Annotated in this window: 13 protein-coding genes; 12 read left to right on the top strand and 1 reads right to left on the bottom strand. The window is 70.0% G+C overall.

All coding sequences use genetic code 11. The features are described 5' to 3' along the window. Positions 1-13: 13 nt before the first annotated feature. Genes QTI20_RS02420 through arsH form a run of 4 tightly spaced genes read left to right on the top strand, consistent with a single transcriptional unit; the run spans position 14 to position 2,769 of the window. Complete coding sequence (locus QTI20_RS02420) at positions 14-337, top strand: ArsR/SmtB family transcription factor (RefSeq protein WP_219220182.1); 324 nt, start codon at positions 14-16, stop codon at positions 335-337. After that, entirely contained in the window at positions 331-1,614 is a 1,284-nt protein-coding gene (locus QTI20_RS02415; protein WP_286550499.1) for an arsenic transporter, read from the top strand. Before QTI20_RS02420 ends, QTI20_RS02415 begins: the two co-directional genes overlap by 7 nt. A gap of 41 nt (positions 1,615-1,655) precedes the next feature. Beyond that, on the top strand, positions 1,656-2,087 hold the full coding sequence (gene arsC / locus QTI20_RS02410; protein WP_286550500.1) for an arsenate reductase (glutaredoxin): 432 nt from the start codon (positions 1,656-1,658) through the stop codon (positions 2,085-2,087). Continuing rightward, positions 2,056-2,769, top strand: coding sequence for an arsenical resistance protein ArsH (gene arsH, locus QTI20_RS02405; protein ID WP_286550501.1), 714 nt, complete (start codon positions 2,056-2,058; stop codon positions 2,767-2,769). Before arsC ends, arsH begins: the two co-directional genes overlap by 32 nt. A gap of 8 nt (positions 2,770-2,777) precedes the next feature. Here the strand turns inward: arsH and QTI20_RS02400 are convergent, their stop codons facing one another. Then, entirely contained in the window at positions 2,778-3,866 is a 1,089-nt protein-coding gene (locus QTI20_RS02400) for a PA0069 family radical SAM protein (protein ID WP_286550502.1), read from the bottom strand. A gap of 155 nt (positions 3,867-4,021) precedes the next feature. Between QTI20_RS02400 and QTI20_RS02395 the strand changes: the two genes are divergently transcribed. The 8 genes from QTI20_RS02395 (at position 4,022) to QTI20_RS02360 (ending at position 22,522) form a co-directional block, all read left to right on the top strand. Further along, positions 4,022-5,008, top strand: a complete 987-nt coding sequence (locus QTI20_RS02395) for a DUF3829 domain-containing protein (RefSeq protein ID WP_286550503.1) — start codon at positions 4,022-4,024, stop codon at positions 5,006-5,008. A 182-nt stretch (positions 5,009-5,190) separates the two neighbouring features. Then, complete coding sequence (gene glgB / locus QTI20_RS02390; protein ID WP_286550504.1) at positions 5,191-7,083, top strand: 1,4-alpha-glucan branching protein GlgB; 1,893 nt, start codon at positions 5,191-5,193, stop codon at positions 7,081-7,083. Between the two features lie 97 nt (positions 7,084-7,180). Further along, complete coding sequence (locus QTI20_RS02385; RefSeq protein WP_503011388.1) at positions 7,181-9,226, top strand: alpha-1,4-glucan--maltose-1-phosphate maltosyltransferase; 2,046 nt, start codon at positions 7,181-7,183, stop codon at positions 9,224-9,226. A gap of 31 nt (positions 9,227-9,257) precedes the next feature. Beyond that, positions 9,258-12,602: a maltose alpha-D-glucosyltransferase gene (treS, locus tag QTI20_RS02380; RefSeq protein WP_286550505.1), complete on the top strand. Its 3,345-nt coding sequence runs from the start codon at positions 9,258-9,260 to the stop codon at positions 12,600-12,602. A 40-nt stretch (positions 12,603-12,642) separates the two neighbouring features. Beyond that, the gene (locus tag QTI20_RS02375) at positions 12,643-13,365 is read left to right on the top strand and encodes a mechanosensitive ion channel family protein (protein WP_286550506.1); all 723 of its coding nucleotides are present in this window, start codon (positions 12,643-12,645) and stop codon (positions 13,363-13,365) included. Positions 13,366-13,423: 58 nt separating this feature from the next. Next, the gene (glgX, locus tag QTI20_RS02370) at positions 13,424-15,562 is read left to right on the top strand and encodes a glycogen debranching protein GlgX (RefSeq protein ID WP_286550507.1); all 2,139 of its coding nucleotides are present in this window, start codon (positions 13,424-13,426) and stop codon (positions 15,560-15,562) included. Further along, positions 15,559-17,388 carry a malto-oligosyltrehalose trehalohydrolase gene (gene treZ, locus QTI20_RS02365; protein WP_286550508.1) on the top strand — a complete coding sequence of 610 codons (1,830 nt, stop codon included), beginning with the start codon at positions 15,559-15,561 and terminating at the stop codon, positions 17,386-17,388. Before glgX ends, treZ begins: the two co-directional genes overlap by 4 nt. Next, on the top strand, positions 17,381-22,522 hold the full coding sequence (locus QTI20_RS02360; RefSeq protein WP_286550509.1) for a malto-oligosyltrehalose synthase: 5,142 nt from the start codon (positions 17,381-17,383) through the stop codon (positions 22,520-22,522). The genes treZ and QTI20_RS02360 overlap by 8 nt, the downstream gene beginning before the upstream one ends. Positions 22,523-22,531 lie beyond the last annotated feature (9 nt).

Raw genomic sequence — 22,531 nt, 5'->3', positions numbered from 1 at the left:
CTATGATTGAATCATGGAAGCCAATGAAGTCGTCCGCGCCCTCGCCGCCCTCGCCCAACCCGTGCGCCTGCAGGTCTTTCGCTGCCTGGTGGTCGCCGGCCCCGAGGGCCTGACCCCCGGTGCGCTGGTCGAGGCCATCGGCGTGCCCGCCACCAGCCTCTCCTTCCACCTCAAGGAGCTGACGCACGCGGGCCTGGTGTCGCAGGAGCGCCAGGGCCGCAACCTGATCTACCGCGCCGCCTTCGACCGGATGAACGCGCTGCTCGGCTACCTGACCGAGAACTGCTGCCAGGGCGCGCCCTGCCTCGCCGACGGCAGCGCCGCCTGCGCATGCTGACGGCACTGGCGATCTTCGCCTTCACGCTGGTGTTGGTGATCTGGCAGCCGCGCGGGCTGGGCATCGGCTGGAGCGCCTCGCTGGGCGCCGGGCTCGCGCTGCTGTCCGGCGCGGTGCATTGGGCCGACGTGGCGACCGTCTGGGGCATCGTGTGGAACGCCACCGGCGCCTTCATCGCGGTGATCGTGATCAGCCTGCTGCTCGACGAGGCCGGCTTCTTCGAATGGGCCGCGCTGCATGTGGCGCGCTGGGGCGGCGGGCGCGGCGCGCGGCTGTTCGCCCTGATGGTGCTGCTGGGCGCGGTGGTGGCGGCGCTGTTCGCCAACGACGGCGCGGCGCTGATCCTCACGCCGATCGTGATGGCCATGCTGGCCGCGCTGGGCTTCGGGCCGGCCGCGACCCTGGCCTTCGTGATGGCGGCCGGCTTCATCGCCGACACCGCGAGCCTGCCGCTGGTGGTCTCCAACCTGGTCAACATCGTCTCGGCCGACTTCTTCGGCATCGGCTTCCACCGCTATGCCGCGGTGATGGTGCCGGTCGACCTCGCGGCCGTGCTCGCCAGCCTGGGCGTGCTGGTGCTGTACTTCCGCCGCGACATTCCCGCGGGCTACGCGGTGGCGCGGCTGCGGCTGCCGGCCGAGGCGGTCCGCGACCCCGCGACCTTCCGCGCCGGCTGGATCGTGCTGGCGCTGCTGCTGGTCGGCTTCTTCGGGCTCGAGCCGCTGGGCGTGCCGGTCAGCGCGGTGGCCGCGGTGGCGGCGCTCGCGCTGCTGGCCGTCGCGGCCCGCGGTCCGGTGATCGACACGCGCCGGGTGCTGCGCGGCGCGCCCTGGCAGATCGTGGTCTTCTCGCTGGGCATGTACCTGGTGGTCTACGGGCTGCGCAACGCGGGCCTGACGGGCCAGCTCGCGTCGCTGCTGGATGTGTTCGCGCAGGGCGGCGTCTGGGGCGCGGCGCTGGGCACCGGCCTGCTGACGGCGCTGCTGTCCTCGGTGATGAACAACATGCCCACCGTGCTGATCGGCGCGCTGTCGATCGAGGCCTCGGGCGCCAGCGGCGTGATCCGGGAAGCCATGGTCTATGCCAACGTGATCGGCTGCGACCTGGGCCCGAAGATCACGCCGATCGGCAGCCTGGCAACGCTGCTCTGGCTGCACGTGCTGGCGAAGAAGGGCACCACCATCGGCTGGGGCCAGTACTTCCGCATCGGCATCGTGCTGACCCTGCCGGTGCTGCTCGTCACGCTGGCCGCGCTGGCGCTGCGGCTCGGCGGCTGAAACATCCACTTTTTACGCTTCAACCACTGCTGACTCGAACCATGAGCGACATCACGATCTACCACAACCCGTCCTGCGGCACCTCGCGCAACGTGCTCGCGCTGATCCGCAACTCCGGCGAGGAACCCACGGTCATCGAGTACCTGAAGAACCCGCCCGACCGCGCCACGCTCGAAGGCCTGATCGCGGCCATGGGCATCACGGCACGCGAGCTGCTGCGCCAGAAGGAGAAGCCTTTTGCCGAACTCGGCCTGGCCGACCCGACCTGGACCGACGCGCAGATCGTCGGCTTCATGCTGCAGCACCCGATCCTGATCCAGCGCCCGATCGTGGTGACGCCGAAGGCCACCCGCCTGTGCCGCCCGTCCGAAGCGGTGCTCGACATCCTGCCGCAGCCCCAGCAGGGCGCGTTCTCCAAGGAAGACGGCGAGGCCGTGGTCGATGCGAAGGGCCAGCGTGTCGCCAAGCCTTGAATTCCTCCAGCGGCCGGACCCGCAGCGCTTGCCGCCGCCGGCGCGCGCCACGCATGCGCCGCGCATCCTGCTGCTCTACGGCTCGCTGCGCGAGCGCTCGTACAGCCGGCTCGTGACCGAGGAGGCGGCGCGCCTGCTGCAGGCCATGGGGGCCGAGACGCGCACCTACGACCCGCACGGCCTGCCGCTGCCCGACGGCGCGCCCGAGGACCATCCCAAGGTGCAGGAGCTGCGCGAGCTGGTGCAGTGGAGCGAGGGCATGGTCTGGTGCTCGCCCGAGCGGCATGGCGCGATGACCGGCCTGATGAAGGCGCAGATCGACTGGATCCCGCTGTCCATCGGCGCGGTGCGGCCCACGCAGGGCAAGACGCTCGCGGTGATGCAGGTGTCCGGGGGTTCGCAGTCCTTCAACGCCGTGAACCAGCTGCGCGTGCTGGGGCGCTGGATGCGCATGATCACGATCCCCAACCAGTCCTCGGTGGCCAAGGCGCATCTGGAATTCGAGGCCGACGGCCGCATGAAGCCCTCGCCCTACCACGACCGCGTGGTCGACGTGATGGAGGAGCTGCTCAAGTTCACGCTGCTCACGCGCGACTGCGCGGACTACCTGGTCGACCGCTACAGCGAACGGCGCGAGAGCGCGGCGGCGCTGTCGCAGCGCGTGAACCTGCGCAGCATCTGATCCTTTCTTCAGAACAGGCTGCCCTGCCCCGCCGCCCCCGGCGGCCGGAAGGCGCCCAGGTCCAGCGGGATGCGCTGGCGGTTGAAGCCGATGCGATTCGTCGCTTTCTCGAAGCGCTGGCGGATCAGGTCGGCCCACAGGCCGCTGCCCTTCATGCGGGTGGCGAAGTCGGCGTCGTAGTCCTTGCCGCCGCGCATCTCGCGGATGCGCGCCATCACGCGCGCCGCGCGGTCGGGGTAGTGCAGCTCCAGCCACTGCTTGAACAGCGGCGCCACCTCCCAGGGCAGCCGCACCACCGTGTAGAAGGCGCAGCGCGCGCCCGCCTCCCAGGCGGCCTCGAGCACCTTCTCCATGTCGTCGGTGATGAAGGGGATCTGCGGCGCCACGCTCACGCCCACGGGCACGCCGGCCTCGGCCAGGGTGCGGATGGTGCGCAGCCGCCGCTGCGGCGAGGCGGCGCGCGGCTCCAGCTTGCGGGCCAGCGCGCCGTCGAGCGTGGTGACGGTCACGTAGACCGCGGCCAGGTGCTCGGCCGCCATGGGCGCGATCAGGTCCAGGTCGTGCTCGACCGCGCTGGACTTGGTGACCAGGCCGAAGGGGTGGCGGGTTTCCTGCAGCACCTCGATCACCGCGCGGGTCAGGCGCAGCTCGCGCTCGATCGGCTGGTAGCAGTCGGTCGCGGTGCCGATCGCGATCTGGCTGGGCCGGTAGCCCTTGCGGCCCAGTTCGGCGCGCAGCACCTCGGCCACGTTGCGCTTGGCGATCAGCTTGGTCTCGAAGTCCAGGCCGGGCGAGAGGTTGAGGTAGCTGTGGGTGGGCCGGGCGAAGCAGTAGATGCAGCCGTGCTCGCAGCCGCGGTAGGGATTGAGCGAGCGGTCGAAGGGGATGTCGGGCGAATCGTTCTCGCTGAGCACCGACTTCACGTTTTCGAAGCGCACCTCGGTCTGCAGCGGCAGCCATGCATCGGCCGCGGTTTCGTCGAGCGTGCCCCAGCCGTCGTCGTAGGCGTCGCGCACGTCGCGCTCGAAGCGGTGGGCCAGGCGGCTGGCCGCGCCGCGGCCCTTGAGGGCATACAGGGGGATGAAGGCGTCGGACATGATGGATACTGTATTTTCATACAGTATCGTCCTTCGACGGTCCCCGGTAAAGCCCGCGTCACCCCGCTTTACATCTGCGGTCCTGTCCTGCAACGCGGGGCGCGGTGATGCATTAAGTTACCAAGCCTTCTCCCTACCTCTTTGGACATACAACAATGCACAGCAAGACAAAGACCCGCACGCACAGCCAGAAGCTCTGGATCGCCGCCGCCACCACCTGCGCGGTGCTCGCGCTGAGCGCCTGCGGCAAGGCCGGCGACGCTGCGTCGAGCGTGAGCGCGGCGGCTTCGGCGGTCGGGGACAAGGTCAAGTCGGCGGCCAGCAACGTGGACACCGGCCAGGCGACCAGCGCCAAGCTCAACGGCTACACGCAGGGCTACAACAAGCTCATCGGCACCTTCGGCCTGCCCGAGACCCACGAGCGCTACCTCAAGCTCAACATTCCCAAGCGCAAGGCGACCGAGAACCTCTCGATCAGCGCCGGCTGGGTCGACATCTCGCTCGAGCAACTGAAAAAGGCCCGCGCACTCCCCGCCTCCGAACTCGGCGCACTGGACCAGAGCGCCGATGTGCTGATCGGCGATCTCGGCAAGCTCGTGACCCAGCTCAAGGCGCTCGAGGTCTACTACAGCTCCAAGGCCTACCAGGAAGACGACCTGGCCAAGGGCAAGGCGCAGGACGCCGAGGTGCGCACCGCCTTCGACAAGAGCACCGCCAGCATGAAGAGCTTCAGCGCCGTGCTGGGCACCGAGGAGAAGAAGCGCAGCGCGGCCATGCTGGCCAAGCTCAAGGCCTCGGGCGACATGCTGGGCTACAACACCAAGCTGGGCCTGCAGCAGGCCGAGGAGGTGGTGTCGCTGTTCGACAGCGAATCCGACATCCGCGACCCGGCCAAGTACCAGGCCGCCGATGCGATCGTGGCCTCGCTCGACAAGACCCTGGCCGAACAGCGCGAGCTCTATGCCGCGGCCAAGGACAAGGAGCCCCGCCCCGATTCGGCGCATGAGAGCACCGGCTCGTCGCTGGTCTCCTTCATCGGCACCTACCGCACGATGAAGCAGGCCAAGACCGCCAAGTCCTTCAACGACATGGTCAAGAAGTACAACGACGCGGTGACCAGCGCCAACCGACTGCGCGGCTGAGACCCAGCGCGGGTCCGCGCCCGCGGTTTTGACAATGGCATGAAAGGTGCAACATAGCTCCTGTCCGACAAGGCAAAGGGCGCTCGGCGGCCCAATCCGGGTCGGGCATACGGTTCAATGAACGTTGTCGCAAGGGCGCCGCCGGAATTCGCCGGACCCGCCCGCGCAGGAGGATTCCACCCGTGCACACCCCATCCCCACGCCTGAGCGAGCAGGACGTCTGGCTATTCCGTGAAGGCACGCATGCAGAGATGCACCGTGCCATGGGTTGCCAGCTGCAGCCCGAGGGCGGCGCGACCTTCGCGGTCTGGGCGCCCAACGCGCGCGGCGTGTCCGTGGTGGCCGACTGGAACGGCTGGAACGACACCGCGCTGCGGCTCGCGCCACGCCCCGACGGCAGCGGCATCTGGGAAGGCTTCTCGCCCGACGCGGTGCAAGGCGCGGTCTACAAGTACCGCGTGTTCGACCGCAATGGCCACTCGGTCGACAAGGCCGACCCCTTCGCCTTCTATGCCGAGCACCCGCCGGCCACCGGCTCGCGCGTCTGGTCGATCGACGACTACGCATGGAACGACGCCGACTGGATGCAGCAGCGCGGCCCGAAGAATGCGCTCGATGCGCCGATGTCGGTCTACGAATTGCACCCCGGCTCCTGGCAGCGCCAGGGCGGCGAGATGCTGGGCTGGCGCGAGCTCGCCGAGCGACTGGCGGCCTATGTGGTCGACCTGGGCTTCACCCACGTCGAGCTGATGCCCGTGACCGAGCATCCCTTCTACGGATCCTGGGGCTACCAGACCACCGGCTACTTCGCGCCCACGGCGCGCTACGGCACGCCGCAGGACTTCATGGCCTTCGTCGACCACCTGCACAGCCGCGGCATCGGCGTGCTGCTCGACTGGGTGCCCTCGCACTTCCCGACCGATGCGCACGGGCTCTCGGTGTTCGACGGCACCCACTTGTTCGAGCACGAAGACCCGCGCCAGGGCTTCCATCCCGAATGGAACTCGAGCATCTTCAACTACGGCCGCAACGAGGTGCGCAGCTTCCTGATCTCCTCGGCGCTGTTCTGGCTCGATCGCTACCACCTCGACGGCCTGCGCGTCGACGCCGTGGCCTCGATGCTCTACCTCGACTACGCGCGCCAGCCCGGCGAGTGGATCCCCAACAAGGACGGCGGCCGCGAGAACCTCGAGGCGGTCGAGTTCCTGCGCGACCTCAACCGCGCCGTCTACCGCGCACACCCCGACACCGTCTCGGTGGCCGAGGAATCGACCGCCTGGCCCAACGTGTCGCGGCCCACCGACATGGGCGGCCTGGGCTTCGGCATGAAGTGGAACATGGGCTGGATGCACGACACCCTGGCCTACTTCGCCAAGGACCCGGTGCACCGCCGGCACCACCACCACCAGCTGACCTTCTCGCTGGTCTATGCCTTCAACGAGAACTTCGTGCTGCCGCTCTCGCACGACGAGGTGGTGCACGGCAAGGGCTCGCTGATCAACAAGATGCCCGGCGACAGCTGGCAGCAGTTCGCCAACCTGCGCGCGCTGTTCGGCCTGATGTGGGCGCACCCGGGCAAGAAGCTGCTGTTCATGGGCGGCGAGTTCGGCCAGCGCCGCGAGTGGACGCACGACGGCGAACTCGAATGGTGGGTCGCGGGCACCGAAGGCCACGGCGGCCTGCAGCATTTCGTGCGCGAACTCAACCGCGTCTACAAGGCCGAGCCCGCGCTGTACGAGCTCGACTTCTCGCCCGAGGGCTTCGAGTGGGTCGAGGCCGACGATGCACAGCGCAGCGTGTTCGCCTTCCTGCGCAAGGCCAGGGACGGCGCGCCGGTGCTGGTGCTGTGCAACCTCACGCCGCTGCCGCGCACCAACTACACGGTGGGCGTGCCGCTGGCCGGCGAATGGCAGGAGCTGCTCAACAGCGACGCCCGCGACTACGGCGGCGCGGGCTGGGGCAACCTGGGCGGCGCCCAGACCTCGCCCCTGCCCGCGCACGGCCGCCATCACTCGCTCAACCTCACGCTGCCGCCCCTGTCCACCCTGATCCTCAAGCACGTGCCCCATGCCTAAGAGTTCCCAGCCCCCCAAGACCCCGAAGTCCCTCCAACCCGCCGCCGCACCGGCCGCGCCCACCGCGGCCGACACCGCCATCCCGGCCGCGCCGCCGATGCCGCAGACCCAGGTCGCGGCCCTGCTGTCGCTGCCGCATGGCATGCCCAAGGAGGGGCGCGTGCGCGCCGTGGTCGACGCGGTGCTGCCGTCCGTCGATGGCGGCCGCTTCGCCGTCAAGCGCATCGCGGGGGAAGCCTTCGAGGTCACGGCCCACTGCTTCACCGACGGCCACGACGTGCTGCGGGTGCTGCTGCAATGGTGGCGCGAGGGCGAGACCACGGTGCACGAGACGCCGATGACGCTGAGCAACAACGACGTCTGGCATGGCGGCTTCGTGCCGCCGGTGCCGGGTCGCTACGTCTACACGGTGCTGGCCTGGGTCGACGGCTTCGCATCGTGGCACCATGAACTGACGCGGCGCGTGGACGAGGCCGACATCCGCATCGCGGCGCAGGTCGGCGCGCTCGAGATCGCGGCGGCCGGTGCACGCGCCACCGGCGAAGACGCGCAGGCGCTCGCGCGGGCTGCCGCCGAACTGGCCAAGGCCGCGACCGACCGCGCCATCGACGGCCCGCGCCTCAAGGCACTGGCCCTCGACCCGGCGCTCGAGACGCTGGCCGGCAAATACCCCGACCGCCGCTTCGAAGCCCGCTACGGCGCCGAGCTGTCGCTGGTGGTGGACCGCGAGCGGGCCCGCTTCAGCAGCTGGTACGAACTGTTCCCGCGCTCGGCGGGCACCGAACTGGGCCAGCACGGCACCTTCGCCGATGTCGAGGCCCGGCTGCCCGCGATCGCGCGCATGGGCTTCGACGTGCTGTACTTCCCGCCCATCCACCCGATCGGCCGGATCGACCGCAAGGGCAAGAACAACGCGCTGGTGACCGAGCCCGACGACGTCGGCAGCCCCTGGGCCATCGGCTCGGAGGAAGGCGGGCACAAGCACATCCTGCCCGCGCTCGGCACGCCCGAGGATTTCCGCCACCTGGTGGCCGAGGCCGGCAGGCACGGCCTGGAGATCGCGCTCGACATCGCCTTCCAGTGCGCGCCCGACCATCCCTACGTCAAGCAGCACCCGGGCTGGTTCCGCTGGCGGCCCGACGGCACGGTGCAGTACGCCGAGAACCCGCCGAAGAAATACCAGGACATCTACCCCTTCAACTTCGAGTGCGACGACTGGCAGGGGCTGTGGACCGAGCTCAAGAGCGTGATCGACCACTGGATCGGCGAAGGTGTCTCGATCTTCCGGGTCGACAACCCGCACACCAAGGCCTTCCCCTTCTGGGAATGGGCGATCTCGGAGATCAAGCGCGAGCACCCCGAGGTGCTGTTCCTGGCCGAGGCCTTCACCCGGCCCAAGGTGATGCACCGGCTGGCCAAGCTGGGCTTTTCGCAGTCCTACACCTACTTCACTTGGCGCAACAGCAAGGAAGAACTCACGGCCTACTTCACCGAGCTGTCGAGTTCGCCGGGCCACGAGTACTTCCGGCCCAACGCCTGGCCCAACACGCCCGACATCCTGCACGAGCAGCTGCAGAGCGGCGAGGCGCCGATGTTCCGGCTGCGGCTCACGCTGGCCGCCACGCTGGCCGCCAACTACGGCATCTACGGCCCGGCCTACGAGCTGCTGGAGCACCTGCCGCGCAACCCGGGCAGCGAGGAGTACCTCGACTCCGAGAAGTACCAGCTGCGCCACTGGCGCACCGAGATGCCGCACAGCCTGGCGCCCTTCATCGGGCGGCTCAACCGCATCCGCCGCGACAACCCGGCGCTGCAGACCAACGCCACGCTGCGCTTCCTGCCGGTGGAGAACAACCAGCTGCTGGCCTATGCCAAGTCCTCGGACGACGGCAGCAACGTGGTGGTCACGGTGGTCAACCTCGACCCGCACCAGACGCAGTCGGGCTGGATCGGCCTCACGCCCGAATCGATCGGCGTGCCGGCCGGCCAGTCCTTCCAGGTGCACGACCTGCTGAGCGACCAGCGCTTCCTCTGGCAGGGCGAGTGGCACTACGTGCAGCTCGACCCGCAGCACACGCCGGCCCACGTGCTGCGCGTGCGGCGTCGCACCCGCGACGAGAACGATTTCGAGTACTTCCTTTGACCTTCCCGAAGAAGAAGCAGAAAGACGCGCCATGGCACTGAACGCACCCTCGCCCACCCTGCCCGCCCTCACGCTGGAAACGCCGGAGATCGACACCAGCCATGACCCGCAGTGGTACCGCGATGCGGTCATCTACCAGCTCAACGTCAAGGCCTTCTTCGACAGCAACAACGACGGTATGGGCGACTTCAAGGGCGTGACCGCGAAGCTCGACTATGTCAAGGAGCTGGGCGTCAACACCATCTGGCTGATGCCCTTCTATCCCTCGCCGCTGCGCGACGACGGCTACGACATCTCCGAGTACGAGAACGTGCACCCGCAGTACGGCACGATCGAGGACTTCAAGGAGATGCTCGACGCCGCCCATGCGCGCGGCCTGCGCGTGATCACCGAGCTGGTGATCAACCACACCTCGAACGAGCACCCGTGGTTCAAGGCCGCGCGGCTCGCGCCCCCCGGATCGCCCGAGCGCAACTTCTACGTGTGGAGCGACACCGACCAGATCTATCAGGGCACGCGGATCATCTTCACCGACACCGAGACCTCGAACTGGACCTGGGACCCGGTGGCCAAGCAGTACTTCTGGCACCGCTTCTTCAGCCACCAGCCCGACCTCAACTTCGACAACCCGGCGGTGATGGAGGCCATCCTCAAGACGATGCGCTTCTGGCTCGACATGGGTGTCGACGGCTTCCGGCTCGATGCCATTCCCTACCTGGTCGAGCGCGACGGCACCAGCAACGAGAACCTGCCCGAGACGCATGCGGTGATCAAGCAGCTGCGCGCCGCGATCGACGCCGAGTACACCAACCGCTTCCTGCTGGCCGAGGCCAACATGTGGCCGGAGGACGTGCGCGAGTACTTCGGCAACGGCGACGAATGCCACATGGCCTACCACTTCCCGCTGATGCCGCGCATGTACATGGCGATCGCGCAGGAAGACCGCGACCCGATCATCGAGATCCTGCAGCAGACGCCCGACATCCCCGACGGCTGCCAGTGGGCCATCTTCCTGCGCAACCACGACGAGCTCACGCTCGAGATGGTGACCAGCAAGGAGCGCGACTACATGTACCGCATGTACGCCGCCGATCCGCGCGCGCGCATCAACCTGGGCATCCGGCGCCGCCTCGCGCCGCTGATGGAGAACGACAACGACCGCATCAAGCTGATGAACAGCATGCTGCTGTCGATGCCGGGTTCGCCCATCATCTACTACGGCGACGAGATCGGCATGGGCGACAACGTGTTCGTGGGCGACCGCAACGGCGTGCGCACGCCCATGCAGTGGAGCCCTGACCGCAACGCCGGCTTCTCGCGCGCCGACCCGCAGAGCCTGTACCTGCAGCCCATCATGGATGCGATGTACGGCTACGAGGCGCTCAACGTCGAGACCCAATCGCGCGAAGCCAGCTCGCTGCTCAACTGGACCAAGCGCATGCTGGCGGTGCGCAAGACCAGCCGCGCCTTCGGCCGCGGCCAGCGCCGCTTCCTCAAGCCGGGCAACCGCAAGATCCTGGCCTACCTCAGCGAGCACGAGGACGACACCATCCTCACGGTGTTCAACCTGTCGCGCACCGCGCAGCCGGTCGAGCTCGACCTGTCGGCCTTCAAGGGCCGGGTGCCGGTCGAGATGCTGGGCAAGACGCCCTTCCCGCCGATCGGCGAACTGCCCTACCTGCTCACGCTGCCCTCGCACGGCTTCTACTGGTTCCGGCTCTCGGCCGAGGCGCCGATGCCCAGCTGGCACCAGGAAGGCACGCCGCTGCAGGACCGCGCGGTGCTGGTGCTGTTCGACGGCTGGACCAGCTTCTTCCGCGACCGCGTGATGCCCTGGCGCATCGGCATGGCCGAGCGCATGCGGCTGCAGCTCGAGACCGAGACGCTGCCGCGCCATGTCGAGACCCAGCGCTGGTACGCCTCCAAGGGCACGGCCATCCTGCGTGCGCGGATGCGCGACCAGGCGGTGTGGGAGGTCGACGGCCGCAGCTGGATGCTGCCGCTGCTCGACCTCGACGGCCCGGCCGAGGCCGCCACCTACTTCATGCCGCTGGCCCTGGCCTGGGAAGACAGCGAGGAAGAACGCCTCAAGGCCCTGATGGCCTGCCCGGTCGCCAAGGTGCGCCAGCAGGCCAACGTGGGCGTGATGGCCGATGCCTTCTTCGACGAGAGCTTCTGCCGTTCGCTGGTCGAGGCCATGGGCCGTGGCACCGAGCTGGCGACCGCCGGCGGCAAGCTGCGCTTCAGCCACACCGCGGCTTTCGCGAGCCTGGCCGGCGACGACGTGGCGTCGCTGCCCGTCACCGCGCCGACCGCGCAGAGCAGCAACACCGTGGTGACGCTGGGCGAGAGCCTGTTCCTCAAGGGCTACCGCCGGCTGCGCGCGGGCATCAACCCCGAACTCGAGATGGGCCGCTTCCTGACCGAGGTCGCGAAGTACCCGAACTGCGTGCCGGTGGCCGGCGCGCTGGAATACATGGCCGACGACGGCAGCACCATGACGCTGGCGATGGTCCAGGCCTTCGTGCCCAACCAGGGCGACGGCTGGGACTACACGCTGAGCTACCTCGAGCGCTACCTCGAAGCCCTGCGCACCATGGACGCGCCGCAGCCGGCCGACGTGCACGGCGGCTTCCTGTCGCTGATGCACACGCTGGGCGAGCGCACGGCCGAGCTGCACCTGGCGCTGTCGAAGCGCACCGGCAACCCGGCCTTCGACCCCGAGCCGATGACCACGGAAGACGTGATCGGCTGGCGCGAACGCGCCGCCGAAGGCGCGGGCCGCACGCTCGACCGCCTGGCCGAGCGCCTGGCCGACCTGCCGCCCGAACTGCAGGACGAGGCCAAGCGCCTGCTGGCGCGCGCCTCGGAAGTGCGGGCCCGCGTGGCCGACTTCCCGCTCGACGGGCAGACCGGCCTCAAGACCCGCTACCACGGCGACTACCACCTGGGCCAAGTGCTGGTCTCGCGCAACGACTTCCTGATCATCGATTTCGAGGGCGAGCCCGCCCGCAGCTTCGAGGAGCGCCGCCAGCGCAGCTCGGCGCTGCGCGACGTGGCCGGCATGGTGCGTTCCTTCAACTATGCGCGCTGGTCGGCGCTGCGCCGGGTGGCGCAGAGCGCCGACGAGCTGGCGCGGCTGGAGCCCGCGGCGCGCGACTGGGAGGCGGAGACGCGCGAGGCCTTCCTCGCGGCCTACACCGCCCGCATGGCGCAGGGCGGCGCCGCGCAGACGGCCGAATCGGCCACCCGCCTGCTCGCGCTCTTCGAGTTCGAGAAGGCGATGTACGAGCTGCGCTACGAGCTCGACAACCGCCTCGACTGGGTGCAGGTGCCGTTGCAGGGCATCCTGGCGCTGGTCGAACGCAAGCATTGAACTGAAGAACATCCACGCCCCGGCACCGGAGAGACACACCATGGAAAATTTCGGCATTCACCTGGAGCCCGTGCGGGCCATCCTGTTCCAGATCGGCGCCTTCCTGCCCCGGCTGCTGATCGCGGTGGTGGTGATCATCGCGGGCTGGCTGCTGGCCAAGGTGGCGCGCTTCGCGGTCGTCAAGGCGCTGCGCGCGATCAACTTCAACGTGCTGACCGAACGCTCGGGCCTCGACGGCTTCCTGCGCCAGGGCGGCATGGCCGGCGACACCACCACCGTCTTCGGCGTGCTGGTGTACTGGCTGGTGATCCTGGCCGCGCTGCTGATCGCCTTCAACGGCCTGGGCCTGACCTACATCACCGACCTGCTGGGCCGCGTGGTCTGGTTCGTGCCCAACGTGTTCGTGGCGCTGCTGGTGCTGGCCTTCGGTTCCTACTTCGCGCGCTTCATCGGCGACACCGTGACCACCTACTGCCGCAACGTGAAGATGCAGGACGCGCTGCTCCTGGGCAAGCTCGCGCAGTACGCGGTGCTGGCCTTCGTGGTGCTGATCGCGCTCGACCAGATCAAGGTCGGCGGCGACATCATCCGCGAGAGCTTCCTGATCCTGCTGGGCGGCGTGGTGTTCGCCATCGCGCTGGCCTTCGGCCTGGGCGGCAAGGACTGGGCCGCCGAGCGCATCGAGGAGTGGTGGCCGCGCCGCGGCCAGTCGCTCAAGGACCGCGCCGACCGGCTGGGCGACAAGCGCGACAAGCTGCCTTGAGCCGCGCGCGCGGCGCCCGCGTTTCCATCGTCTTTTCTTTCCGCCAGGCACCGCTTCCATGAAATCCGTCAATCCGATCCACGTCGTGTGGCCCGGCACCGCCTACCCGCGCGGCGCCACCTGGGACGGCGAGGGCGTGAACTTCGCCCTCTTCTCCCAGCATGCGCAGAAGGTCGAGCTCTGCCTGTTCGACGACACCGGCCGCCACGAGCTGCAGCGCATCGTGATGCGCGAGCGCACCGACGACGTCTGGCACTGCTACCTGCCCGAGGCGCGTCCCGGCATGGCCTACGGCTACCGGGTGCACGGCCCCTACAAGCCCGAGGAAGGCCACCGCTTCAACCCGAACAAGCTGCTGATCGACCCGTATGCGAAGGACCTGGTCGGCAAGCTGCGCTGGGGCGACGCGCTCTACGGCTACACCATCGGCAGCAAGCGCGAGGACCTGTCCTTCGACCGCCGCGACAGCGCCGCGCTGATGCCCAAGGGCCGGGTGCTCGAGACCGCCTTCACCTGGGGCGAGGACCGCCGGCCGAAGATCGCGCGCCAGGACATGGTGATCTACGAGATGCATGTGCGCGGCTTCACCATGCAGCATCCCGCGGTGCCGCCCGAGCTGCGCGGCACCTACGCGGCGCTGGCCACCGCCCCGGTGATCGACTACCTGCAGCGCCTGGGCGTGACCACGGTCGAGCTGCTGCCGGTGCACAGCTACCTCAACGACCGCCACCTGGTCGAGAACGGCCTGCAGAACTACTGGGGCTACAACACGCTGGGTTTCTTCGCCCCCGAGATGCGTTACAGCGCCTCGCGCAAGGTCAAGGAATTCAAGACCATGGTGAAGACGCTGCACTCGGCGGGCATCGAGGTGATCCTCGACGTGGTCTACAACCACAGCTGCGAAGGCAACCAGCTGGGCCCCACGCTGTCGCTGCGCGGCGTGGACAACGCGTCCTACTACATCGTCAACGCGGAGAACCGGCGCTACTACGACGACTTCACCGGCTGCGGCAACACCGTCAACCTCGAGCACCCGCGCGCGCTGCAGCTGGTGATGGACTCGCTGCGCTACTGGGTCGAGGAGATGCACGTCGACGGCTTCCGCTTCGACCTGGCCTCGGCGCTGGCGCGCGAGGCGGGCAAGGTGGAGAACCTGGGCGGCTTCTTCGACGCGATCCGCCAGGACCCGGTGCTCAACCGCGTCAAGCTGATCGCCGAGCCCTGGGACCTGGGCCACGGCGGCTACCAGGTGGGCAACTTCCCGCTGGGCTGGGCCGAATGGAACGACCAGTACCGCGACAGCATGCGCGGCTACTGGAAGGGCGACGGCGGCCTGCTGGGCGAGGTGGCCAAGCGCCTGACCGGCTCGCAGGACCTGTACGGCTGGTCGGGCAAGCAGCCGCACGCGAGCATCAACTTCATCACCGCGCACGACGGCTTCACCCTGCAGGACCTGGTGTCGTACAACGACAAGCACAACGAGGCCAACGGCGAAGGCAACCGCGACGGCAACAGCAACAACGTGTCGTGGAACTGCGGCGTCGAGGGCCCCACCGACGACCCGGAAGTGCGCACCCTGCGCGCGCGCCAGAAGCGCAACATGCTGGCCACGCTGCTGCTGTCGCAGGGCGTGCCGATGCTGCTGGCCGGCGACGAGTCCGGCCACACGCAGGACGGCAACAACAACGTCTACTGCCAGGACAACGCGCTGGGCTGGATCGACTGGAAGCTCGACGCCGAACGCGAGGCGCTGCGCGACTTCACCCGCCACCTGGTGCATTTCCGCCGCCGCCACCCGTCCTTCGGCCGGCGCAGCTTCTTCCGCGGCGCGCCGCTCGACGGCGCCGAGGCCAAGGACCTGGTCTGGTACCGGCCCGACGGCCAGGAGATGAAGCCCGACGACTGGAACGACGGCAACGCGCGCTGCATCGGCATGTTCATGTCGGGCCGCGGCATCGCCGACGTGGGCACGCGCGGCGAGGCGCTGGAGGACGACGACTTCTTCCTGCTGTTCAACGCCCACCACGAGCACCTCGATTTCGTGCTGCCGGTCGACGACGGCGGCCGCTGGCAGGTCGTGCTCGACACCACCCATGACGCGCTCACCGAAGCGCACTCTCCGCTCGACACCCCGAGCCTGACCCTGCACTGCCGGTCGCTGGTGCTGCTGAGCCGACCCCTCCAGAAAACCCCATGAACCACCTCCACGCCATGCCTTTCGGCGCCACCCCCATTGCCGGCGGAGGCGTGCGCTTCCGCTACTGGGCCCCCGGCCATGAGCGCGTTGCGCTCGAACGCGGCGACGAGGTGCTGCCCATGGCACGCGAGGACGGCGGTTGGCACGCGCTCGACGTGGCCGCGGCCGCGCCCGGCGACCGCTACCGCTTCCGCCTGCCCGACGGCACGGCCGTGCCCGATCCGGCCTCGCGCCGCAACCCCGACGACGTGCACGAGGCCAGCGAGGTGGTGGACCCGTCCACCTATGCATGGCGCGACGACGCCTGGCGCGGCCGGCCCTGGACCGAGGCCGCGATCTACGAACTGCACATCGGCACCTTCACGCCCGAAGGCACCTTCGCCGCGGCGCGCGCGCGCCTGCCCGAACTCGCAGCGCTGGGCTTCACCGTGATCGAACTCATGCCGGTGGCCGACTTCCCGGGTGCGCGCGGCTGGGGCTACGACGGCGTGCTGCTGTTCGCGCCCGATGCGGCCTACGGCACGCCCGACGAGCTCAAGGCCTTGGTCGACGCGGCCCATGCGCTGGAACTGATGGTGCTGATCGACGTGGTCTACAACCACTTCGGCCCCGAAGGCAACTACCTGCACGCGGGCAGCCCGGCCTTCTTCAACCCCGCGCACCAGACGCCCTGGGGCGCGGCCATCAACTACGACGGCGAGCAGGCGCGCACCGTGCGCGACTTCTTCGTGCACAACGCGCTCTACTGGGTCGAGGAGTTCCGCTTCGACGGCCTGCGCATGGACGCGGTGCACGCGATCCGTGACGACTCCACGCCGGACATCGTGAGCGAGATCTGCGCCGCGTTGCGCGACGGACCGGGCCGCGAGCGCCTGATCCACGTGGTGCTGGAGAACGACGCCAACGGCGCCCACTACCTCGAGCGCGGCGCCGACCATGCGCCGCTGTGCGCCACCGCGCAGTGGAACGACGACCTGCACCATGCGGCCCATGTGCTGACCACCGGCGAGCGCGACGGCTACTACGCCGACTATGCGGACGACGCGGTCGGAAGCTTCGGCCTCGCGCTGGCGCAGGGCTTCGTCTACCAGGGCCAGCCCTCGCCCTTCCGCCACGGCGAGCGCCGCGGCGAACCGAGCGACCAACTGCCGCTGGCGGCCTTCGTGTCCTTCCTGCAGACGCACGACCAGGTCGGCAACCGCGCCTTCGGCGACCGCATCGCGATGCTGGCCGACCCGGTGCTGCTGCGCGCCGCCTACGCCTGCCTGCTGCTGTCGCCGCACACGCCGATGCTCTTCATGGGCGAGGAATACGCGGCGTCGACGCCCTTCCTCTACTTCTGCGACTTCGGCCCCGAGCTCGCGGCCGCGGTGTCCGAAGGCCGGCGCGCCGAGTTCGGCGGCTTCGCGGCCTTCAAGGACGAGGCCGCGCGGGCGCGCATTCCCGATCCGAACGCGGAAGCCAGCTTCCTCGCCTCGAAGCTGAAATGGGAGGAGCGCGAGACCGGCCCCCACGCCGAGATGCTCGCCCACGTGCAAGAACTGCTGACGCTGCGCCGCGACCGCCTGGTGCCGCGGCTGGCCGGCCAGCACCATGGCGGGCGCTTCTGGCGCGACGGCGCGGCGCTGCGCGTCGAATGGACGGTCGGTGGCGCCGCGCCCGGCACCACCGCCCGTCTCCAGCTGCTGGCCCATTTCGGCCCGCAGCCCACCGAAGCCGCCCCGCTGGCCGGAGACTTGCTCTATGCCTGCGGCATCGACGCCGGCTCGGGCCCGCTTCAGCCCGGCGCCGTGTGCGTGACCCTCGAGGAGAAACCGCTTGTCTGACGCCCACCCCCACGCCACGCAGGCCCCGCAGGGCGAGCACGACGCGCTGCAGCGCCTGTGCGCCCATTTCGGCATCGCGACCGACTACCACGACATCTTCGGCCACCGCCATGTGGTGGCGCCGGCCAACCTGGTCGCGCTGCTCGGCAGCTTCGGCATCGACGCGGCGGCGCTGCCGCACGAGAGCCTGCAGCAGGTCGAGGCGCAGGCTTGGCGCGAGGCGATGCCGCCGGCGGTGGCCATCGATGCCGGCCGCAGCGGCTGGTCGGTCACGGTGCGCGTGCCCGCGGCATGGCCCGAAGCCACCTGGGCGGTGCGCGCCGAAGACGGCACGCCGCACCACGGGCGCATCGACCTGCATGCGCTGCCCGAAGGCCGGCGCACGGAGATCGACGGCGTGGCGATCTGCGAGCGGCAACTGACGATCCACGCCGCGCTGCCCGTGGGCTATCACCGCCTGGCCATCGCGGGCCTGGCCGGCGAAACGCTGCTGCTGGCCGCGCCGCCCCACTGCTACCGCCCGCCCGCGCTGGAAGGCGACGGCCGCGTCTGGGGCCCGGCCGTGCAGCTCTATGCGCTGCGCTCGCCGCGCAACTGGGGCATCGGCGACTTCAGCGACCTGGCGCAGCTCGCGCAGCAGGTCGCGCCGCGCGGCGCCGGCATCATCGGCCTGAACCCGCTGCATGCGCTGTTCCCGCACAACCCGGCGCACGCCAGCCCCTACAGCCCCTCGTCGCGGCTGATGCTGGACGTGCTCTACATCGACGTCGAGGCGGTGGAGGAATTCCGCGACTGCGAACCCGCGCAGCGGCTGGTGCAATCGCCCGATTTCCAGGCCCGGCTGGCCGCGCTGCGCGAAGCGCCGCTGGTCGACTACCCCGGTGTCGCGGCCGCCAAGTTCGAAGTGCTCGAATTGCTGCACGCGCATTTCCGCGCCCAGCAGCGCAGCGGCCGCAGCGCCACCGCGGCGGCCTTCGAGGCCTTCCGCGCCGAACGCGGCGAGGCCCTGCGCCGCCATGCGCTGTTCGAGGCGCTGCAGGCGCATTTCCACGAGACCGATGCATCGGTCTGGGGCTGGCCCGTGTGGCCCGAGGCCTACCACGACCCGGCCTCGCCCGAGGTCGCGCGCTTCGCCGAAACGCAGCCGGGCCGCATCGGCTTCTTCGAATACCTGCAATGGCAGGCGGCCCGCCAGCTCCAGCGCGCGAGCGACCAGTGCGCGGCGCTGGGCATGGCAGTCGGCCTCTACCTGGACCTCGCGGTGTCGGTCGACCGCGCGGGCTCCGACGCCTGGTGCCAAGCCGACACTTTCGCCCATGGCGCGAGCGTGGGCGCGCCGCCCGACGAGTTCAACCCCAACGGCCAGGGCTGGGGCCTGCCGCCGCTGCGGCCGGACAAGCTGCGCGCCGGCGGCTACCGCTTCTTCATCGAGACGCTGCGCGCCAACATGCAGGGTGCCGGCGCGCTGCGCATCGACCATGTGATGGGCCTGCTGCGCCTGTTCTGGATTCCGCCGGGCAGGACGCCGCACGACGGCGCCTATGTGCACTACGCGCTGCACGAGATGCTGGCCGTGGTGGCGATCGAGAGCCAGCGCGCGCAATGCATGGTGATCGGCGAGGACCTGGGCACGGTGGCCGAGGAGATGCGCGGCGCGCTGGCCCGCTTCGAGGTGCTGTCGTACCGGCTGATGTATTTCGAACGCGGTGCCGACGGCGAATTCAAGGCCCCGGCCGCCTACCCGCGCCATGCGCTGGTGGCGATCAGCACCCACGACCTGGCCACCCTCACCGGCTGGTGGGCCGGCCACGACCTGCGGCTGCGGCTCGCGCTGGGCCTGTTCCCGAACCAGGCGCTGTTCGAGCAGCAGTTGTTCGACCGCGCCCAGGAGCGCGTGCGCCTGCTGCTCGCGGTGCAGCGCGCGGGCCTGCTGACGCCCGATGCGGTGGCCGAAGCCACGGGCGCGCAGGCGCTGGCGCCCGAGACCGTGGCGGCGCTGCACGCCTTCCTGGCCGGCACGCCTTCGCAGGTGATGATGGTCCAGCTGGAGGACGTGATCGGCCAGCTCGATCAGGCCAACATGCCCGGCACCACCGACGCCCACCCAAACTGGCAGCGCAAGCTCACGCTCGACCTGCAGCAGCTCGCCGCCGACGAGAACGCACTGCGGCTGTTCAAGACGCTCGAGACGGTGCGCCCGCACCCGGCCCGCGCGCCCACCGCGCGCCGCGGGGTCGAGACGCTGGTGCCGCGCGCCACCTACCGGCTGCAGTTCCACAAGGACTTCACCTTCGACCACGCGATCGCGGTGCTGCCCTACCTGGCGCGGCTGGGCGTGAGCCATGTCTACTGCTCGCCCATCCAGCGCGCGCGGCCGGGCAGCATGCACGGCTACGACGTGGTGGCGCACGACCAGATCAACCCCGAGCTCGGCGGCCCGGAGGGCTTCGAGCGCTTCACCGCCGCGCTGCGCGCGCAGGGCATGGGCCAGCTGCTCGACCTGGTGCCCAACCACATGGGCGTGCTGGGCGCCGACAACGCCTGGTGGATGGACGTGCTCGAGAACGGCCCCGCCTCGCTCTATGCGCAGCACTTCGACATCGACTGGCAGCCGCTCAATGCCGAGCTGCACGGCAAGGTGCTGGTGCCGGTGCTGGGCGACCACTACGGCGACGTGCTGGCGCGCGGCGAACTGGCGCTGGCCTTCGATGCCGACAGCGGCAGCCTGGCGCTGCGCTACCACGAACACCGGCTGCCGCTCGCGCCCGAGACCTACCCGCGCGTGCTCGAGCGTGCCCAGGCCCGGCTGGGCGACCCCGACCTGGCCGACAGCCTGGCGAGCATCGCGACCTCCTTCGGCCACCTGCCGGCCCGCGAGGCGCCCGAGCCCGAAGCCGTGGCCGAACGCGCGCGCGACAAGGAACTGCTCAAGAGCCGGCTGGCCCGGCTGGTGACGCGCCAGCTCGACGTGGCGCAGGCCATCGCCGCCGCGGTGGCCGACCTCAACGCGCCGGCCGAACGCGATGCGCTGCACGACCTGCTCGATGCCCAGGCCTACCGCGTCGCCTACTGGCGCGTGGCGGCCGACGAGATCAACTACCGGCGCTTCTTCGACATCAACGAACTCGCGGCCCTGCGCATCGAGCGCGAGCCGGTGTTCGAGGCCACGCAGGGCATGGCGCTGGACCTGGCGGCCGCGGGCGCGGTCGACGGCCTGCGCATCGACCACCCTGACGGCCTCTACGACCCGGCCCAGTACTTCGACCGCTTGCAGCAGGGCTACGCGCGCCGCGCCGGCCTGGTGCTGCCCGGGCCCGATGCCCAGGGCCGGCCCGCGCGGCCGCTCTACGTGGTGGCCGAGAAGATCGCGGCTTCGCAGGAAGAGGTGCCGGTGCAGTGGGCGATCCACGGCACCACCGGCTACCGCTTCGCGACCGTGGTCAACGGCGTGCTGGTCGACACCGCCGCCGCCGAACGCTTCGCGCGCATCTGGCGCAGCTTCACCGGCGTGCTGCAGCCCTTCGAGGAGCTGGCCTACGAGGGCAAGCGCGCCATCATGCGCAACGCGCTGTCGTCGGAACTCAACGTGCTGTCGAGCGAGTTGCTGCGCATCGCGCGCGCCGACCGCCGCACCCGCGACTACACGCTCAACACGCTGCGCCGCGCGCTGTCGGAGGTGGCGGCCTGCCTGCCGGTCTACCGCAGCTACATCCTGGAGGCGCCCTCCGCGCAGGACCGCCACTACATCGACCGCGCGGTCGACGAGGCGCGCCGCCGCAGCCGCGATGCCGACGGTTCGGTCTTCGACTTCCTGCGGCTCACGCTGCTGGGCGAGACCGTGCCCGATGCGCACGAATCGCTGCGCGCCCGCGCGCTGCGGCTGGCGATCCGCTTCCAGCAGTTCAGCGCGCCGGTCACGGCCAAGGGCGTGGAGGACACCGCTTTCTACCGCTACTTCCCGCTGAGCTCGCTCAACGAGGTCGGCGGCGAGCCCGCGCACTTCGGCATGACGGTGGCCGACTTCCACGCCGCCAGCGCCGACCGCGCCGCGCGCTGGCCGCACACCATGCTGGCCACCTCGACGCACGACAACAAGCGTTCGGAGGACGTGCGCACGCGCATCGACGTGCTCTCGGAACTGCCGGCCACCTGGCGGCTCGCGCTGCGGCGCTGGCGCGCGATGAACCGGCAGGACGAAGCCGCACCTGCGCCATCGGCCGCCGACGAGTACCTGCTCTACCAGACGCTGCTGGGCACGCTGCCCGCGGGCGGGCTCACGGCCGAGGCGCGCGCCGGCTACGTCGAGCGCATCCAGACCTACATGCTCAAGGCCGCGCGCGAGTCCAAGGTCCACACCAGCTGGGTCTTCACCGACCAGCCCTACGAGGATGCGCTGACCGGCTTCGTCGACCGCATCCTCGCGCGCACCGACGGCAACCCCTTCCTCGACGACCTGCAGGCCCTGGGCCGCACGCTGGCCTGGTTCGGCGCGCTCAACAGCCTGTCGATGACGCTGGTCAAGTACGGCTCGCCGGGCGTGCCCGACCTCTACCAGGGCAACGAGCTCACCGACCTGAGCCTGGTCGACCCCGACAACCGGCGCCCGGTCGACTACCCGGCGCGCGTGGGCTGGCTGGACCGGCTGACGGCGCTGACCCAGTCGCCGCAAAAGGCCGAGGGCGCGCACGCGCTGGCGGCCGCGCCGCACGACGGCGGCGCCAAGCTCTGGGTGCTGTGGCGCCTGCTGGCGCTGCGCCGCGCCGACCCGGCCCTGTTCCGCGACGGCGACTACACCGCGCTCGCGGCCGAAGGCGCGCGCGCCGAGCATGTGCTGGCCTTCACGCGCCGGCACGAGGGCCGGGCGCTGGTGGTGGTCGCGGGCCGGCTGTTCGCCAGGCTGTCGAGCGACGTCGAATGGGCCGCGCCCGAACACGCGGCGGCGCAGTGGCTGCCGCTGGGCGAGGCGGTCTGGGGCGACACGGTGCTGCGGCTGCAGGGCTGGCCCGAGGGTGCGCGCCTGCGCAACGTGCTCACGGGCGAGGTGCTGACCGTGCGCGATGGCGCGCTGCCGATGGGCGCACTCTTCGCGCACTTCCCGGGGGCGGCGCTGGTCGCGCTCGACACGGCGGCTTGATCGACAAGG

This window comes from Variovorax sp. J2P1-31, assembly GCF_030317215.1.
Lineage (GTDB): Bacteria > Pseudomonadota > Gammaproteobacteria > Burkholderiales > Burkholderiaceae_C > Variovorax.
Note: the sequence above shows the minus strand (reverse complement) of the source record. Positions and strands in the feature narration are given on the sequence as shown.

Excerpts from the sequence above, each read along its gene's own strand:
- QTI20_RS02420 (WP_219220182.1), top strand. The coding sequence starts at position 14 with ATGGAAGCCAATGAAGTCGTCCGCGCCCTCGCCGCCCTCGCCCAACCC.
- QTI20_RS02415 (WP_286550499.1), top strand. The coding sequence starts at position 331 with ATGCTGACGGCACTGGCGATCTTCGCCTTCACGCTGGTGTTGGTGATC.
- arsC (WP_286550500.1), top strand. The coding sequence starts at position 1,656 with ATGAGCGACATCACGATCTACCACAACCCGTCCTGCGGCACCTCGCGC.
- arsH (WP_286550501.1), top strand. The coding sequence starts at position 2,056 with ATGCGAAGGGCCAGCGTGTCGCCAAGCCTTGAATTCCTCCAGCGGCCG.
- QTI20_RS02400 (WP_286550502.1), bottom strand. The coding sequence starts at position 3,866 with ATGTCCGACGCCTTCATCCCCCTGTATGCCCTCAAGGGCCGCGGCGCG.
- QTI20_RS02395 (WP_286550503.1), top strand. The coding sequence starts at position 4,022 with ATGCACAGCAAGACAAAGACCCGCACGCACAGCCAGAAGCTCTGGATC.
- QTI20_RS02385 (WP_503011388.1), top strand. The coding sequence starts at position 7,181 with ATGCCGCAGACCCAGGTCGCGGCCCTGCTGTCGCTGCCGCATGGCATG.
- treS (WP_286550505.1), top strand. The coding sequence starts at position 9,258 with ATGGCACTGAACGCACCCTCGCCCACCCTGCCCGCCCTCACGCTGGAA.
- QTI20_RS02375 (WP_286550506.1), top strand. The coding sequence starts at position 12,643 with ATGGAAAATTTCGGCATTCACCTGGAGCCCGTGCGGGCCATCCTGTTC.
- glgX (WP_286550507.1), top strand. The coding sequence starts at position 13,424 with ATGAAATCCGTCAATCCGATCCACGTCGTGTGGCCCGGCACCGCCTAC.
- treZ (WP_286550508.1), top strand. The coding sequence starts at position 15,559 with ATGAACCACCTCCACGCCATGCCTTTCGGCGCCACCCCCATTGCCGGC.